14 protein-coding genes and 1 pseudogene are annotated in these 15,581 nt (G+C 60.7%); 9 read left to right on the top strand and 6 right to left on the bottom strand.

Annotated features, from left to right (window positions below; genetic code table 11):
- Positions 1-35: 35 nt before the first annotated feature.
- From IF189_RS02320 to IF189_RS02310, 3 genes are all read right to left on the bottom strand, one after another.
- Entirely contained in the window at positions 36-1,973 is a 1,938-nt protein-coding gene (locus IF189_RS02320; protein WP_192552759.1) for a methyl-accepting chemotaxis protein, read from the bottom strand.
- Positions 1,974-2,073: 100 nt separating this feature from the next.
- Positions 2,074-2,376 (bottom strand): cell division protein ZapA, encoded by a 303-nt coding sequence (locus IF189_RS02315; protein WP_007952314.1) that lies wholly within the window; start codon positions 2,374-2,376, stop codon positions 2,074-2,076.
- Complete coding sequence (locus IF189_RS02310; protein WP_007952320.1) at positions 2,373-2,603, bottom strand: hypothetical protein; 231 nt, start codon at positions 2,601-2,603, stop codon at positions 2,373-2,375. Before IF189_RS02310 ends, IF189_RS02315 begins: the two co-directional genes overlap by 4 nt.
- A 251-nt stretch (positions 2,604-2,854) precedes the next feature.
- Here IF189_RS02310 and IF189_RS29070 point away from each other — a divergent pair.
- The 5 genes and pseudogenes from IF189_RS29070 to selO all read left to right on the top strand — a co-directional run.
- Positions 2,855-3,604: pseudogene (locus IF189_RS29070) on the top strand (MCP four helix bundle domain-containing protein); the annotation flags it as partial.
- 30 nt (positions 3,605-3,634) lie between these two features.
- Positions 3,635-4,507 (top strand): methyl-accepting chemotaxis protein, encoded by an 873-nt coding sequence (locus IF189_RS29065; protein WP_371850982.1) that lies wholly within the window; start codon positions 3,635-3,637, stop codon positions 4,505-4,507.
- Between the two features lie 157 nt (positions 4,508-4,664).
- Positions 4,665-6,407, top strand: coding sequence for a potassium/proton antiporter (locus tag IF189_RS02300; protein WP_085711091.1), 1,743 nt, complete (start codon positions 4,665-4,667; stop codon positions 6,405-6,407).
- Between the two features lie 34 nt (positions 6,408-6,441).
- On the top strand, positions 6,442-9,795 hold the full coding sequence (gene mscK / locus IF189_RS02295) for a mechanosensitive channel MscK (RefSeq protein ID WP_192552758.1): 3,354 nt from the start codon (positions 6,442-6,444) through the stop codon (positions 9,793-9,795).
- 48 nt (positions 9,796-9,843) lie between these two features.
- Positions 9,844-11,307, top strand: coding sequence for a protein adenylyltransferase SelO (selO, locus tag IF189_RS02290; protein ID WP_134825237.1), 1,464 nt, complete (start codon positions 9,844-9,846; stop codon positions 11,305-11,307).
- Positions 11,308-11,313: 6 nt separating this feature from the next.
- Here the strand turns inward: selO and IF189_RS02285 are convergent, their stop codons facing one another.
- On the bottom strand, positions 11,314-11,715 hold the full coding sequence (locus IF189_RS02285; RefSeq protein WP_134825236.1) for a helix-turn-helix domain-containing protein: 402 nt from the start codon (positions 11,713-11,715) through the stop codon (positions 11,314-11,316).
- Positions 11,712-12,008 (bottom strand): type II toxin-antitoxin system HigB family toxin, encoded by a 297-nt coding sequence (locus IF189_RS02280; RefSeq protein WP_134825235.1) that lies wholly within the window; start codon positions 12,006-12,008, stop codon positions 11,712-11,714. The genes IF189_RS02285 and IF189_RS02280 overlap by 4 nt, the downstream gene beginning before the upstream one ends.
- A gap of 194 nt (positions 12,009-12,202) precedes the next feature.
- Between IF189_RS02280 and trxC the strand changes: the two genes are divergently transcribed.
- On the top strand, positions 12,203-12,637 hold the full coding sequence (gene trxC, locus IF189_RS02275; RefSeq protein ID WP_192552757.1) for a thioredoxin TrxC: 435 nt from the start codon (positions 12,203-12,205) through the stop codon (positions 12,635-12,637).
- Between the two features lie 45 nt (positions 12,638-12,682).
- Here trxC and IF189_RS02270 read toward each other — a convergent pair whose 3' ends face one another.
- A complete protein-coding gene (locus IF189_RS02270) occupies positions 12,683-13,453 on the bottom strand; it encodes a ParA family protein (protein WP_085711085.1) in 771 nt (256 codons plus the stop codon).
- 370 nt (positions 13,454-13,823) lie between these two features.
- Here IF189_RS02270 and IF189_RS02265 point away from each other — a divergent pair, with 370 nt between their 5' ends.
- The 3 genes from IF189_RS02265 to IF189_RS02255 are packed head-to-tail and all read left to right on the top strand — an operon-like array spanning position 13,824 to position 15,575.
- Entirely contained in the window at positions 13,824-14,549 is a 726-nt protein-coding gene (locus IF189_RS02265) for a beta-ketoacyl synthase chain length factor (RefSeq protein ID WP_192552756.1), read from the top strand.
- Positions 14,525-15,334, top strand: a complete 810-nt coding sequence (locus IF189_RS02260; protein ID WP_192552755.1) for a lysophospholipid acyltransferase family protein — start codon at positions 14,525-14,527, stop codon at positions 15,332-15,334. Before IF189_RS02265 ends, IF189_RS02260 begins: the two co-directional genes overlap by 25 nt.
- The gene (locus IF189_RS02255; protein WP_085711082.1) at positions 15,315-15,575 is read left to right on the top strand and encodes a phosphopantetheine-binding protein; all 261 of its coding nucleotides are present in this window, start codon (positions 15,315-15,317) and stop codon (positions 15,573-15,575) included. The genes IF189_RS02260 and IF189_RS02255 overlap by 20 nt, the downstream gene beginning before the upstream one ends.
- Positions 15,576-15,581 lie beyond the last annotated feature (6 nt).

Here is a 15,581-nt window from a genome sequence, read left to right as displayed (position 1 = left end):
GGGTTAGGGTGAGGGGACTCTTGGCGTTCAATGCATCAAGTGAGTTTGAACCCACCCATCTGCCGCGCCAGATCATCCGCCAAGCGCTGCAACATCTGACAATCCTCACGACAAGCCCGAACCTCCCCCGCCGTCGCCCGGGCCAGATCGGAAATCCCCTGCACGTTGCGGTTGATCTCTTCGGTCACCGCCGACTGCTCCTCCGTCGCCGTCGCCACCTGATGGTTCATGTCGCTGATGCGCTCGACCTGCCCGGTAATCGCGGTCAAAGACGCCCCCGTACGCTGGCTCGACTCTACGCCGGTGCCGGTTGCCGCCTGTCCCGTGCGCATTGAAGATACGGCATTCTCTGCCCCCTGCTTGAGGCTGCCGATCATCTGCTGGATCTCGTCAGTAGACGCCTGGGTCCTGCGCGCCAGCGTCCGCACTTCATCCGCCACTACCGCAAAACCACGCCCCATGTCCCCGGCCCGCGCCGCTTCAATAGCCGCATTCAATGCCAACAGATTGGTCTGTTCGGAAACACCGCGAATCACCGCCAGCACCTGATCGATCGAGGCGACCTGATGCGCCAGCTCCCCCACCGCACCGGCAGCAACGCCGATTTCATCGGACATGCTTTCTATATGGCGAATCGAGCCGCCGACCACTTCCCGCGCCTGCATCGCTTCATCGCGAGCGGTTTGCGAGGCGAGCGCGGCATTGCCGGCGTTCTGGGCGATTTCCTGCACGGTGAGGCCCATTTCATGAACGGCGGTGGCGACCATGTCGGTCATTTCCTGCTGACGGCCGGAGCGCTCGGCGGTGTTATCCACAACCCTGGCCACCTGGCCGACGGCGACACGCAGACGCTCGCTGGTGGTCAGCACTTCGCCGATCATCCCGCGCTGGCTGTCGAGGAAACGGTTGAAGCCCCGGGCGAGGTCGCCCAGTTCATCGGCGCGACTGGAATCTAACCGATGGGTCAAATCTCCACCACCGCTACCAATTGCTACCAGCGCAGCTGTTACCTGACGAATCGGTCGCACCAATCCCTGGGCCAGCCAGATCACCAGTGCCAGGCAAACCAGTGCCACCGCCAGACCGATACCGCTGCTCATCCACATCGCCCGCCGGGCTTCGGCGTAGATCTGCGACTGCGGCACTTCGGCCACCAAGGTCCAGCCGAGGTCACGCAAAGGCAGGCTGAAGGCGAGGAAGTCTTCACCGTCGCGCTGGAAGCTGCTGTTGGTCGCCACTTTGTGGCCCATGACCGCTTGCGCCGCGTTGGCGCCGATCTGCTCCGTGAGGGTGCGTTTGCCGCTGAACTGCGCCTCTGGATGGACCTGGATCAGACCGTCGGAACGCACGAGATAGACCTTGCCGCGCTCGCCAAAGCTGAAGTTGTGGATCAGCTCCGACAGCTCCTTCATGCTCAATCCGAGCCCCGCGACACCGACCACTTTGCCGGCCTGTTCGACCTTCAAATCGATGAACAGCGCCAGTTCTCCGGTGGCCCCATCGTTGTCGATGTTCAGGGTGCGTGGCTGATTACTGTCGAGGAAAGAGTAGAACCAGGCATCGGCCGGCTTGGATCGACTGAGGGTGCGATCCAGGCCTTTTTCGGTGATGTAGTGATTGGATTCGGTGCCGATGATCAGCGCCGTGAAAGCCTTGTGTTCGGCGCGGATACCTTCCAGATACTGCGCAAAGCCCGCCGTTTTGCCGGAGTCTTCACCAGTGGCCAGCCAGTCGCGGACCATGGTGTTGCTGGCGATGTCCTTGGCGGCGGTGAGGGGTTGAACGAGGATTCGCTCGATGTCGTTGCGCGTCGCTTCGATGCTCGACGGCAACGCCTGTTCGACCAGATAGCTCTGGGCGAGGCGGTTGACCACCAGGGTATAAATGCCAACCACGATCAGGATGCTGACCAGCAGAGCGGTGCCCATGCCGAGGATCAACTGCCATTGAATACTGCGACGCCAGAACTGCATGGAGCACCCCCAAAGAATAAGAGGCTGAAACACTGCAACAGCCGTGCCGATTGTATACAACGCAATCGACAATCTTATTCCTTGGTTGTGCGCAACCCCATCAACCCTGATTGATGGTCTTGGCGATGGTCTCGACCGTGGCGCTGACTTGCTCTTGGTAACGCTCGAGTTCTTCCTGATGCTGCTTCTTCATTTCAATCTGCTGCGAACACAGATTCATCGCCGCCAGCACCAGCAGGCGGTCACCGATCAGGGTCGGGTATTTGCGCTTGGTGTCGGCCAGCGCAGCCTTGAGCATCAATGCAGCGTCCAGCAGGGTCTGTTCTTCCCCGGCCGGTGCCTTGATCGAATAGTCCTCCCCCATGATGGAGATGACTTTTACCCCTGCTGTGCCGTGGTTCATGCGCTGACAGGACCTGCGTTGACGCGATCAACCAGGGCCTGGATGCGTGCGGCGGTGGCGCCGTGCTTTTCTTCCTGTTCCATCAGGCTCAGTTGCAGGCTCTCGTTTTCATCCTTGGCCTGGGCCAGTTCCGTGGACAGGGTCTGGTTGGTTTCCGACAGGGTCTGGTTCTGTTGCACCAGGTCGCTGACGAGCTGTTCCAATTGGCTGAGGGATGCTTCCAACATTTTGATATTCCAGGGCTTTTTCAAAGGGCGCGTACGATAAAGAAAAGTCGTCGTGGATGCCAGGGTTAAACCGGCGCAAAGCCTTGATTTTCCTGGCAGTCGACCATTCCTGCGAGTGTTAGAGACTGTGATCTGCCGATCTGGTTCCTGCACTTCGTCGCCTGACCCCTTATGCGACAAATACGCGCACCGCCTCAAGACTTTAGTCGTATGACCGATAAGTCATCCAACAGCAGTCTCAGCCCGCATGGATGCGGCCCTTCCCTGGTAATCGCACCATGTCCCTTCGCAATATGAATATCGCCCCCCGGGCGTTCACCGGCTTCGCCCTGATCGGCGGCCTGATGCTGATTCTCGGCGTGTTCGCCCTGAACCAGATGAGCAAGATCCGCGGCGCCGCCGAAAACATCACCACCACCAGCGTGCCGAGCATCAAAAACCTCGACGAGTTCACCCAGCTGACCCTGCGTCTGCGGGTGCTGTCGTACCGCTTGCTGGTGAACCGCGAGCCGGACGTCCAGCAGAAGACTGTCGAACTGCTGGAAATGCGCAACCAGCAGATCCGCAAGGCCCAGACCGATTACGAGCCATTGATCGGCAGCCCGGCCGAGCGTGCGGCCTATGACCAATACGTGCAGTTGCTGGGCCAGTACCGCCAGATTGAAGACCGGATGAAAACCCTGTCGCGCAACAATCAGGTGGATGAGCTGCGCAATCTGCTGAACACCGAATTGCTGAACAACTCCGAAGCAATGAACACCGTGCTCAACCGCCTGATGCAAATCAACGGCGAGCAGATCAGCCAGACCAACCAGCAAGCCGCCGAGCAGTTTTCTTCGGCCTTCAGTCTGGTGGTGACGCTGCTGGTGATCGCCACCGGCCTGACCTTCCTCTTTGCGTGGCTGCTGACCCTGAGCATCACCAAGCCGATTTCCAAAGCACTGGATGCGGCGGAAACCATCGCCGAAGGCAACCTGACCCAGCCGATCCACGTTGACGGCACCGACGAAGCCGGGCGCCTGCTGGCGGCCATGGCCAAGATGCAATCGAAGCTGCGCGACACCTTGCAGCGAATTTCCGGCTCTGCGACGCAACTGGCGTCCGCTGCTGAAGAGCTGAACAGCGTCACCGACGAAAGCGCCCGTGGCCTGACCCAGCAGAACAACGAAATCGAGCAGGCCGCCACGGCGGTCAACGAGATGACCAGCGCGGTGGAAGAAGTTGCACGCAACGCGGTCAGCACCTCGGAAGCCTCGAAGAACGCCACCACCTCCGCCGGCGACGGTCGTGATCTGGTGCAGGAAACCGTCAGCGCCATCGAACGCATGAGCGCCGACGTGCAGAGCACCGCGACCCTGATCGGTGATCTGGCCAACGAATCCCGCGACATCGGCAAGGTGCTGGACGTGATTCGTGGCCTGGCTGACCAGACCAACTTGCTGGCACTCAACGCCGCCATCGAAGCGGCCCGTGCCGGTGAAGCCGGTCGTGGTTTTGCCGTGGTGGCCGACGAAGTCCGTGCCCTGGCGCACCGCACCCAGCAGTCGACCAGCGAAATCGAGCGCATGATCGGCAGCATCCAGAGCGGCACCGAACACGCCGTGGATTCGATGCGCAACAGCACCGAGCGCGCCGAATCGACCCTGAACATCGCCCGTGGCGCCGGCCTGTCGCTGGACACCATCAACACCGCGATCGTCGAGATCAACGAGCGCAACCTGGTAATCGCCAGCGCTGCCGAAGAGCAGGCGCAGGTGGCGCGGGAAGTGGACCGCAACCTGGTGAACATCCGCGATCTGTCGGTGCAATCGGCGACCGGCGCGAATCAGACCAGTGCGGCGAGCAACGAGCTGTCACGCCTGGCGCTGGATCTGAACAATATGGTTGGGCGGTTCAGCCTCTAACCCTGCGCAAGACTGATCGTTCCCACGCACGTGGGGACGATCTTTCACCTCGCCGAAAAACCTTTTTGACAGCATCACATTTCAACAGGTTAGAATCGCTGGCACGCAGACTGCATGGTCAGTTTGTGCCCGTCTTTCCGCTTCTGGAGTACTGCCTTTGAATGCGACGACCATCAACAGCCTGTTCTTGATCGGCGCGTTGCTGGTAGGTGCGAGCATTCTTGTCAGTTCCCTTTCGTCGCGTCTCGGCATCCCGATTCTGGTAATCATCCTCGCCGTCGGCATGACCGCCGGGGTCGATGGCGGCGGCATCATTTTCGATAACTACCCGACGGCCTATCTGGTCGGCAACCTCGCACTGGCGGTGATCCTCCTCGACGGCGGCTTGCGCACCCGGGTATCCAGTTTCCGCGTGGCCTTGTGGCCGGCCTTGTCGCTGGCCACGGTCGGTGTGCTGATAACCACCGGTCTCACCGGCATGGCCGCCGCGTGGCTGTTCGACCTGAATCTGATTCAGGGTCTGCTGATCGGCGCCATCGTCGGTTCCACGGACGCCGCGGCGGTATTCTCGCTGCTCGGCGGCAAGGGCCTGAACGAACGGGTGACCGCCAGTCTGGAAATCGAATCCGGCAGCAACGACCCGATGGCGGTGTTCCTCACCGTGACCCTGATCGACATGCTCGCCAGCGGCCAGACCGGCCTGCACTGGAGCCTGCTGACCCACCTGATCCGCGAGTTCGGCATCGGTGGCGTGATCGGCCTCGGCGGCGGCTGGCTGATGCTGCAACTGGTCAACCGGATCAACCTCGCCACCGGCCTCTATCCGATCCTGGTAATCGCCGGCGGTCTGGTGGTGTTTGCCCTGACCAACGCCCTGCACGGCAGCGGCTTCCTCGCCGTTTACCTGTGCGGTCTGGTGATCGGCAACCGTCCGGTGCGCAGCCGCCACGGCATCCTGCACATGCTCGACGGCATGGCGTGGCTGGCGCAGATCGGCATGTTCCTGGTGCTGGGCTTGCTGGTTACGCCGCATGACTTGCTGCCGATCGCGTTGCCGGCCCTGGGTCTGGCGCTGTGGATGATTCTGTTCGCGCGGCCTTTGTCGGTGGTGGTCGGCTTGCTGCCGTTCAAGGCCTTCCACGGTCGCGAAAAGGCCTTCATTTCCTGGGTCGGCCTGCGTGGCGCGGTACCGATCATTCTGGCGGTGTTCCCGCTGATGGCCGGGCTGCCGAATGCGCAGCTGTACTTCAACCTCGCGTTCTTCATCGTGCTGGTGTCGCTGCTGGTGCAGGGCACGAGCCTGCCGTGGGTGGCCAGACTGCTCAAGGTGACGGTACCGCCGGAACCTGCACCGATCTCCCGTTCGGCCCTCGAAGTGCACATCACCAGCGAGTGGGAGCTGTTCGTTTACAAGCTCGGTGCGGAGAAATGGTGCATCGGTTCCCCCCTGCGCGAGCTGAAAATGCCCGAAGGCACCCGTATCGCCGCCCTGTTTCGCGGCCAGCAACTGCTCCATCCGTCGGGTAGTACGGTGCTGGAAGTCGATGATTTGCTGTGTGTTATCGGCCATGAACACAACTTGCCGGCCCTTGGAAAACTGTTCAGCCAGGCACCGCAACGAGGACTCGATCTGCGCTTCTTCGGCGACTTCGTACTCGAAGGAGACGCCCAGCTCAAAGCGGTTGCGGCCCTTTATGGCCTGTCGGCCGAAGGCATCGATCCGGACATGACTCTGGGCCACTTCATCGCGCAGAAAGTCGGCGGTGCACCGATCGTTGGCGACCAGGTGGAATGGAACAACACCCACTGGACGGTGGCGGTCATGGACGGGAACAAGATCGCCAAAGTGGGCGTCAGATTCCCCGAAGGAAGTCGCCCGGGCCCCGGGCTCTTCCTCTAAACTGCCTCCACTCTCACTTGCTTGACCGGTCTCTATGCCTACCCTGCGCTCCTTTTTCCTCGCGGCCCTGCTGGGCCTGAGTCTTACTGTCGGCCCGCTGCAGGCCGCAGAACCGCCGTCCAGCGAAGCCGTGCAGGCGAACCTGGACAAGCTCACCGACAGCAAACTGCCCGAGGCCGACAAAAAGGCCCTGCAAACGCTCCTGCAAAACACGCTGAACCAGCTCAACAACCGGCGTGACTACGATCAGAAGCTGATCGACCTCAAGCAACAACTGGCCACCGCGCCGAAACAGACCATCGAGAACACCCGCGAACTGGCACGCCTCAAGGCCACTGCCGTGGTACCGGTAGCGCAGCGCTTCACCAAAGAGAACATCCAGCAACTGGAACAGATCCTCACCGAGCGCTCGACCCAGCAAAGCGACCTGCAAAAAGCCCTGGCCGATGCCAACAGCCTGATCATCACCGCGCAGACTCGTCCGGAGCGCGCCCAGGCAGAAATCGCCAGCAGCCAGACGCGCATCCAGCAGATCAACAGCATCCTCAAGACCGGCAAGGACAGCGGCAAGACCCTGAGTGCCGAGCAACGCGACCTGCTCAACGCCGAGCTGTCAGCGCTCAATGCAATGATCCCGTTGCGCCGCCAGGAACTGGCCGGCAACAACCAGTTGCAGGATCTGGGCAACAGCCAGCATGACCTGATCACGGAAAAATCCGACCGTCTGGACCACGAGATCCAGGAACTGCAGACCCTGATCAACCAGAAGCGTCTGACCCTGTCTCAGGAAACCGTGACGCAGCAGTCGATCGAGGCTCAGAAGTCCGGCAGCAGCACCCTGCTCGCCACTGAAAGCGCGGCCAACCTCAAGCTCTCCGACTACCTGCTCAAAAGCACCGACCGCCTCAACGAACTGACCCAGCAGAACCTGCAGACCAAGCAGCAGCTGGACAGTGTGACCCAGAGCGATTCGGCTCTCGACGAGCAGATCAACGTGCTCAAGGGCAGTCTGCTGCTGTCGAAGATTCTCTATAAACAGAAGCAGGCGCTGCCGCGCCTCAAGGTCGACCGCGACCTGGCGGACCAGATCGCCGACATTCGCCTGTACCAGTTCGAAATCAATCAGCAGCGCGAACAACTGAGCAATCCGGCGACTTATGTCGACACCCTGCTGTCCACCCAGCCGCCAGAGCAAGTCACACCGCAACTTCGCAAAAACCTGCTGGATCTGGCCAACACTCGCGTCGATCTGCTGGAGCGGCTGAGTCGCGAACTGAGCGCGATGCTCAACGAGTCGATCACCCTGCAACTGAACCAGAAGCAACTGCTGAGCACCGCGCAAAGCCTGCGCGCAACCCTCGACGAGCAGATGTTCTGGATTCCCAGCAACAAGCCGCTGGACTCCGAGTGGTTGCGCGGTGTGCCGGAGCGCCTGAAACGCCAGATCGACACCCTGCCGCTGGCCTCCAGTCTCAGCGAACTGACCGACGGCCTGACCCAGCGCCCGTTGTTGTTCCTGCCGCTGGCACTGCTGATCGGCGCATTGTTATGGCGCCGCAAGCAGCTGTATGCACGCCTGAACAAGGTTCACCAGGACATCGGCCACTTCAAGCGCGACAGCCAGTGGCACACGCCGCAGGCGATCCTGATCAACATCTTGCTGGCGATGCCGGTGGCGCTCGGTCTTGCGCTGTGCGGGCTGGCACTGCAGATCGACGCCCGTGGCCAGAACGCCAACATGGGCGCGGCCCTGCTGCAAATGGGCCAGGCGTGGCTGGTGTTCTACACCGCTTACCGGATCCTTGCGCCGGGCGGTGTGGCTGAACTGCACTTCCGCTGGGAGAAGCCGCAGGTTGAATTCCTTCAGGGCTGGGTACGGCGTCTCGGTCTGGTAGTGATGGCGCTTGTGGCAGTGGTAGCGGTCGCCGAACTGCAACCGGCGGCGCTGGCCGATGACGTCATCGGCATGCCGGTGGTGCTGACTTGCTACGCCCTGATGGCATGGCTGCTCAGTCGCCTGCTGATCAGCAGCCCGACCCACGAAAACGCCTCGCTGTTCCGCAAGGCCGTGGGGATCATGTTCACCCTGCTGCCCATCGCACTGTTCGTCGCGGTGTGCTTCGGCTACTACTACACCGCGCTGAAACTCAGCGACCGTTTGATCAATACCCTGTACCTGCTGATGTTCTGGCTGGTGATCGAGGCGACTTTCGTCCGTGGTCTGGCAGTTGCCGCTCGGCGCCTGGCCTACCAGCGCGCCCTGGCCAAACGTCAGGCAGCCAAAGAAGCCGGCGACGGCGAAGCGGTGATCGAAGAACCGACCCTCGACATCGAGAAGGTCAACGAACAGTCCCTGCGCCTGATCCGTCTGGCCCTGCTCGGCGGTTTCATCGCCGCGCTGTACTGGGTCTGGGCCGACCTGATCACCGTGTTCTCGTACCTCGACAACATCACCCTCTACGAATACACCAGCGGCACCGGCGCCAACATGAGCATGGTGCCGATCAGCATCGGCGACATGCTCGGCGCGCTGATCATCATCGGCATTACCTTTGCGCTCGCACGCAACTTGCCGGGCCTGCTGGAAGTGTTCGTGCTGTCGAAACTCAATCTGGCTCAGGGCAGTGCCTACGCGACCACGACGCTGCTGTCCTACGTGATCGCCGGGGTCGGTTTCGTCTCGACCCTGTCGACCCTCGGCGTGAGCTGGGACAAGCTGCAATGGCTGGTGGCGGCGCTGTCGGTGGGTCTCGGCTTCGGTATGCAGGAGATCTTCGCGAACTTCATCTCCGGCATCATGATCCTGTTCGAACGCCCGGTGCGGATCGGCGACACCATCACCATCGGCAACCTGTCGGGCACCGTGAGCAAGATCCGCATCCGTGCCACGACCATCACCGACTTCGACCGCAAGGACATCATTGTCCCGAACAAGACGTTCATCACCGGGCAACTGATCAACTGGTCGCTGACCGACACCATTACACGGGTGACGCTGAAACTCGGCGTCGATTACGGTTCCGATCTGGATCTGGTCAAGGAACTGCTGCTCAAGGCCGCCCGGGAAAACCCACGCGTGCTCAAGGAACCCGAGCCGCACGTGTACTTCCTCAACTTCGGCGAAAGCACCCTCGACCACGAGCTGCGCATGCATGTGCGCGACCTCGGTGACCGCAATCCGGTGATCGACGAGGTCAACCGCTTCATCAACCGCGAGTTCAAGAAGCAGCACATCAACATCTCGTTCCGGCAGATGGAGGTTTACCTGAAGAACCTTCACGGTCAGGAGTACAAACTGGTTCCGGTCGAAGACGACAGCAAAACCATCGTGCCCGTCAGCGGCGAGCAAAAACCGCTGCAAGAGCCGCCGCCCGCCAAACTCGACTAACCCGGCTAATCCCAGCAGAATGCTCGGACATTCTGCTGGAGCCGGCCCTTGAAAGCCCTCGACGAACTGACCTTCGACAACCGCTTCGCCCGCCTGGGCGACGCGTTCTCGGCCCATGTGCTGCCCGAACCGATCGACAATCCGCGACTGGTGGTCGCCAGCCCTGCGGCCCTGGCGCTGCTGGATCTGCAACCGGCGGCGGCTGACACCCAGGAATTCGCCGAACTGTTCGGCGGCCACAAGTTATGGGCCGATGCCGAGCCACGGGCGATGGTCTATTCCGGGCATCAGTTCGGCGGGTACACGCCGCAACTGGGCGATGGTCGCGGGTTGTTGCTGGGCGAGGTCTACAACGAAGCCGGTGAACACTGGGACTTGCACCTCAAGGGCGCCGGGCAGACACCGTTTTCGCGCATGGGCGATGGCCGCGCGGTGCTGCGCTCGTCGATCCGTGAGTTTCTCGCATCCGAAGCGCTGTATGCGCTGAACATCCCGTCTTCACGCGCCGCGTGTGTGATCGGTTCCGACACTCCGGTCTGGCGTGAGAAACAGGAACGCGCCGCGATGGTGCTGCGTCTGGCACCAAGTCATGTGCGCTTCGGGCATTTCGAATACTTCTATTACACCAAGCGTCCCGAGCAGCATAAGCAGCTCGGCGAGCACGTGCTGGCGATGCACTTCCCCGAGTGTCTGGAACAGCCGGAGCCGTATCTGGCGATGTTTCGCGAAATCGTCGAGCGCAACGCCGAACTGATCGCCAAGTGGCAAGCCTACGGCTTCTGCCACGGGGTGATGAACACCGACAACATGTCGATCCTCGGCATCACCTTCGACTTCGGCCCGTTCGCCTTCCTCGACGACTTCGACGCGAACTTTATCTGCAACCACTCCGACGACCAGGGCCGCTACTCCTTCAGCAATCAGGTCCCCGTCGGCCAGTGGAACCTCAGCGCCCTGGCCCAGGCCCTGACACCGTTCATCAGCGTCGAAGCCCTGCGCGAGACTCTTGGCCTTTACCTGCCGCTGTTCCAGGCGCACTACCTCGACCTGATGCGCCGCCGTTTCGGCTTCACCACGGCCGAGGACGACGACCAGCAACTGCTGGAACAATTGCTGCAACTGATGCAGAACAGCGGCGTCGACTACACGCTGTTCTTCCGGCGTCTGGGCGAAGAGTCAGCCGAACAGGCCGTCGCTCGCCTGCGCGATGACTTCGTCGATATCAAAGGTTTCGATGCCTGGGGTGAACGCTATGTCGCCCGAGTCGCACGCGATGGTGCAAGCGATCAGGAACAGCGCCGCGCGCGGATGCATGCGGTGAATCCGCTGTACATCCTGCGCAACTATCTGGCGCAGAAGGCGATTGATGCTGCCGAGCAGGGTGACTATTCAGAAGTGCGCCGACTGCATGCGGTGTTGAGCAATCCATTCGAGGAACAACCTGGAATGGAGAGCTATGCGGAACGGCCGCCGGAATGGGGCAAGCATTTGGAGATCAGTTGTTCGTCCTGAGCAAGGTCAGGTAAACACGTCGATCGGTACATTGAAGCGCTCGGCCAACCAGCGGATTTGGCGCAGGTTGAGCTTGCGCTTGCCACTCAAGACTTCCGAAACAACCGATTGAGTCCCGACACCCGGCAGGTCGCTTTGCGTCAGGCCGTGCTCGCGCATCATATAGCCGAGGACTTCTTCGCCGCTCGCCTCGGCCATGGGGTGATGTGTGCGATCCCATTCCGCAATCCAGTCACCAATGATGTCGACCAGACTCATCAATGGATGCGATTCATCATCATCGGTTATGTCGAGTATTTCTTCGACAGCCCGCACCAGCATGTCGTAGTCCTCTTCACTTTTCGGTTTTCGAAGCAAAGGCGAGACAAACTCCCAGTGCTCGGCCACCGTCTTGATCAGAATGCTCATACCTTTCCCTCCTTCCATTTACCGCGCTCGTATTCGCGGTGATCAAGCACATGTTTTATGTAGAGCGTCCGAGATCGATAACTGACGAAAGCGATCAACCTCAGTTTGTTGCCTCCAATATCGAAAACATGAAATTCACCGACCTTGTCAGTCGCAGGAAAAATTGACTTCATCGCCGCGAAATCGCAGGGATTACTTCTTTTTGCCAAACGAAACCACTGTGCCAATGCACTTGCTGCCTGTGGCCACATTTCCTTGGCCTCTCGAATTGGTTTTTCGCTAAACACATGCATGCAACATCCTTATCGCATTCTGCTATGGGGAGTTAATCACAGATCAAAAATATCGCAAGTTGCGATACTGCCAGACAGACCAACGGACTCAGCCAGCATCTCTCAGCCTAGGCTCGGTACTGAACACTGCACGATTGAAAATATGAGCAAACGTCTCCAACTAGAAGTTATCAGCTCCCCTATGGATCTCGAACATGACCGACCCGCTCCTCATCCCCTGCCCCTCCTGCAACGGCCTCAACCGCATTCCCGCCGAACGCCTCAGCGACCACCCGAAATGCGGGCGCTGCAAATCCGAGGTGCTGTTGAACAAGCCGTTCGACCTCAAGCAAGGCGATTACGCCAGCCAGATCAAGGGCGATCTGCCGTTGCTGGTGGATGTGTGGGCGGACTGGTGCGGACCGTGCAAGTCATTTGCGCCGGTGTTCGAACAGGCGGCGGCGCAGCTAGCAGGCAAGTGCCGGCTGGCCAAGCTGGACAGCGAGGCCAATCAGCAGTTGTCGGCGCAGTTGGGGATTCGTTCGATTCCGAGCCTGATTCTGTTCAGGAATGGCCGTGAGGTGGCGCGGCAAAGCGGAGCGTTTCCGCTGCCGCAACTGATGGCGTGGTTGCGCAGTCAGGGCATCTGACACAACACCAGCCATCGTGGGAGCTTGCTCCCACGCTGGCTTTTTTCAGGCGTCTTCGAGCAGGTTGTGCAGTTCGACAAACTGCTGTGTCAGCTTGTGCCGCGGATCGAGATGGATCAGCGGTGTGCTGGCCTGGTGCGATTCGCGCATGCGCACTGAGCTGGCGAGGTAAACCGGCAACACCGGCAACCCTTCGGCGATCAATTCGTCGAGCATCTGCTGCGGCAGGCTCGCCCGGGCCTGGAACTGATTGACCACGATGCCCTCGACTTCCAGACCTTCGTTGTGGTCATCCTTCAACTCTTCGATCTCCGACATCAGCCCGTACAGCGCCTGACGGGAAAAGCTGTCGCAATCGAAGGGAATCAGCACACGATCAGCGGCAATCAGCGCCGAAACGGCATAGAAATTCAAGGCTGGCGGGGTATCGAGGTAGATGCGGTCGTATTCGCCGTCCAGCTCTTCCAGCAACTTACGCAGCTTGTTGATCTTGTGCTTGGCCTCGAGCTTGGGCTGCAGGTCGGCCAGCTCCGCCGTGGCGGTGATGATGTGCAGGTTGTCGAACGGGGTTTCGTAGATATCGGCCTTGTTCTTCTTGGAGAACGGGCCCGAAGACAGGGTCTGCTTGAAGAAGTCGGCGATGCCCATCGGAATGTCATTACCGGTGAGCCCGGTCAGGTACTGAGTGGAGTTGGCCTGGGCATCAAGGTCCACCAACAGCGTGCGATAACCCTCGCTGGCGCTGACCGCCGCCAGATTGCAGGCGATGCTGGATTTGCCCACGCCACCTTTCTGATTGAACACCACGCGCCGCATGACAAAACCTCCGTGTATCAAAGAATGACCGAGTGTAGTGGTGCCCGGCCCCGCTTCGCTACCTTCGCGGACACGGACTACAGGGTCAGGCGCAAATATCTCAATAGTCACGGCGCAAATGCTGCCTTCGACCGCCGATATGCCCGACAGACAATCCCTTCACAATCCGGATAATGGCCAAGTGATATTTTTTGCAATGTACCCTTCGGTCCATTTCAGAGCGCAAAATGTAACCAGCATTTGCTACACACTCGTCGCACCGGGATAATGCGCGCCACCCGGGGCCAAGCGCCACGCCACTTCCGGCAAGGTCAGCGCGTCTGCGGCGCTGGCAAAACAGCGTCAAATTTAGCCCGCAGGGGCGGGATGAATGTCCGTGATCAACTTCAACATCGCCCAATGGCGCGCCTGGGCTCCCGGGCTCGACAGCGTGGACGCCTGGCAAGCCTGGAGCCGACAGCCGGTCGTGCTCCCGAGCAGCGATGCCGCGCCCGATGTGTCGTTCCTTCCCGCCATGCAGCGCCGCCGTCTCAGTCGCCTTGCGCGGATGACCTTCAGTGTCGGCTGGCCACTGGCCGACGGTCGGGAAAACCTGCCGTTGGTGTTCGTTTCCCGTCACGGCGAAACGCCGCGCACCTTCGACATCCTCAGTGACCTGGCCAACGAACAACCGCTTTCACCGACCCAGTTCAGCCTCTCCGTGCACAACGCGATCATTGGCCTGTGGTCGATCATGCGCGGCGAAACCAGCGAGATGACGGCCCTCGCCGCCGCTGGCGACGGCCTTGAGCACGGCGTGCTGGAAGCCGCCGCCCTGCTGGACGAAGGCGCGCCCGCCGTACTGCTGGTGATCACCGAAGAACAGCCGCCCGAAGCCTATTCGGCGTGGATCGATGATGTGCCGTTTCCGTACGCGGTGGGCTTGCTGCTGACCCCCGGTACCGACTGGCGGCTGACCCTGAACAGCGCCCCCGAAGCACTGTCCAAAGCGCAATGGCCCCATGCACTGAATCTGCTGCAAGCCCTGCTCGGCCAGCAAACCCTTTGCCAACATGCCTGGAAAAATCGTGTATGGACCTGGCAACGCAACCCGTGACCGAAAAAAACCGCGACGCCTACTACTGGCGCCTGCTGGCCACCGCCCTCAGCTTCGCCCTGTTCGGGCTTGGCGGGCTGTGCCTGCGTTTGCTGGTGTTTCCGCTGCTGGGCTGCCTGCCGGGCGACGCGCTGACCCATCGCGAGCGGGCGCGGCAGACCGTCAGTCGGCTGTTCTGGTTTTTCGTCCGGTTCATGGCCCGTACCGGCGTGTTGACCTATGACATCCAGGGTGCCGAACGCCTCGGTCGGCCGGGGCAGATGATCATCGCCAACCACCCGTCGCTGATCGATGTGGTGTTCCTGATCGGCCTGGTACGCCACGCCAATTGCGTGGTGAAGAAAACGCTGTGGGAAAACCCTTTCACCCGTGGCCCGCTGCGCAGCACCGAATACATCAGCAACGACGGCAGCATGGACATGCTCGATGCCGCCGCCGGCGCATTGCAGGATGGCCAGACCCTGATCATTTTCCCGGAAGGCACGCGCACCCAACCCGGTCAGGCCCCGGCCTTTCATCGGGGGGCCGCGGCCATCGCGCTGCGCGGTGCGAAAATCCTGACTCCGGTCATCATCAAGGTCAGCCCGACCACTTTGACCAAGGCCGAGCCGTGGTATCGCATCCCGAGCCGCCGTGTTCACTTCAGTTTTCGCGTCGGGGCCGATATAGACCCACAGACCTTTGCCGCACAAGGCCCTGCACCGCAGGCCTCGCGCAAGCTCAACGACTTTCTGCACCATTTTTTTATCAAGGAGCTCGCCGAAGATGAGCGATCTGCACCGTGAGATAAAACTGCTGATCATCGACGCCCTGGGCCTCGAAGACATCAGCGTCGACGATATTGGCGACGACCAGACGCTGTTCGGCGAGGGCCTGGGCCTGGATTCCGTAGACGCTCTGGAACTCGGCCTGGCGATCCAGAAAAAGTACGGCATCAAGATCGACGCCGACGCCAAGGACACCCGCAACCATTTCACCAACGTGGCGAGCCTCGCGGCGTTCGTCACGGCAAAACAGGCAGCTTGAGACCGG

Origin of the sequence: Pseudomonas sp. IzPS59 (assembly GCF_014863505.1) — a bacterium.
Taxonomy (GTDB): Bacteria; Pseudomonadota; Gammaproteobacteria; order Pseudomonadales; family Pseudomonadaceae; genus Aquipseudomonas; species Aquipseudomonas kribbensis.
The sequence above is the reverse complement of the archived record's forward strand: the minus strand, read 5'-3'. Positions and strand labels throughout refer to the sequence as shown.

Excerpts from the sequence above, each read along its gene's own strand:
- IF189_RS02320 (WP_192552759.1), bottom strand. The coding sequence starts at position 1,973 with ATGCAGTTCTGGCGTCGCAGTATTCAATGGCAGTTGATCCTCGGCATG.
- IF189_RS02315 (WP_007952314.1), bottom strand. The coding sequence starts at position 2,376 with ATGAACCACGGCACAGCAGGGGTAAAAGTCATCTCCATCATGGGGGAG.
- IF189_RS02310 (WP_007952320.1), bottom strand. The coding sequence starts at position 2,603 with ATGTTGGAAGCATCCCTCAGCCAATTGGAACAGCTCGTCAGCGACCTG.
- IF189_RS29065 (WP_371850982.1), top strand. The coding sequence starts at position 3,635 with ATGGCCAAGATGCAATCGAAGCTGCGCGACACCTTGCAGCGAATTTCC.
- mscK (WP_192552758.1), top strand. The coding sequence starts at position 6,442 with ATGCCTACCCTGCGCTCCTTTTTCCTCGCGGCCCTGCTGGGCCTGAGT.
- IF189_RS02285 (WP_134825236.1), bottom strand. The coding sequence starts at position 11,715 with ATGAGCATTCTGATCAAGACGGTGGCCGAGCACTGGGAGTTTGTCTCG.
- IF189_RS02280 (WP_134825235.1), bottom strand. The coding sequence starts at position 12,008 with ATGCATGTGTTTAGCGAAAAACCAATTCGAGAGGCCAAGGAAATGTGG.
- trxC (WP_192552757.1), top strand. The coding sequence starts at position 12,203 with ATGACCGACCCGCTCCTCATCCCCTGCCCCTCCTGCAACGGCCTCAAC.
- IF189_RS02270 (WP_085711085.1), bottom strand. The coding sequence starts at position 13,453 with ATGCGGCGCGTGGTGTTCAATCAGAAAGGTGGCGTGGGCAAATCCAGC.
- IF189_RS02265 (WP_192552756.1), top strand. The coding sequence starts at position 13,824 with ATGTCCGTGATCAACTTCAACATCGCCCAATGGCGCGCCTGGGCTCCC.
- IF189_RS02260 (WP_192552755.1), top strand. The coding sequence starts at position 14,525 with ATGGACCTGGCAACGCAACCCGTGACCGAAAAAAACCGCGACGCCTAC.
- IF189_RS02255 (WP_085711082.1), top strand. The coding sequence starts at position 15,315 with ATGAGCGATCTGCACCGTGAGATAAAACTGCTGATCATCGACGCCCTG.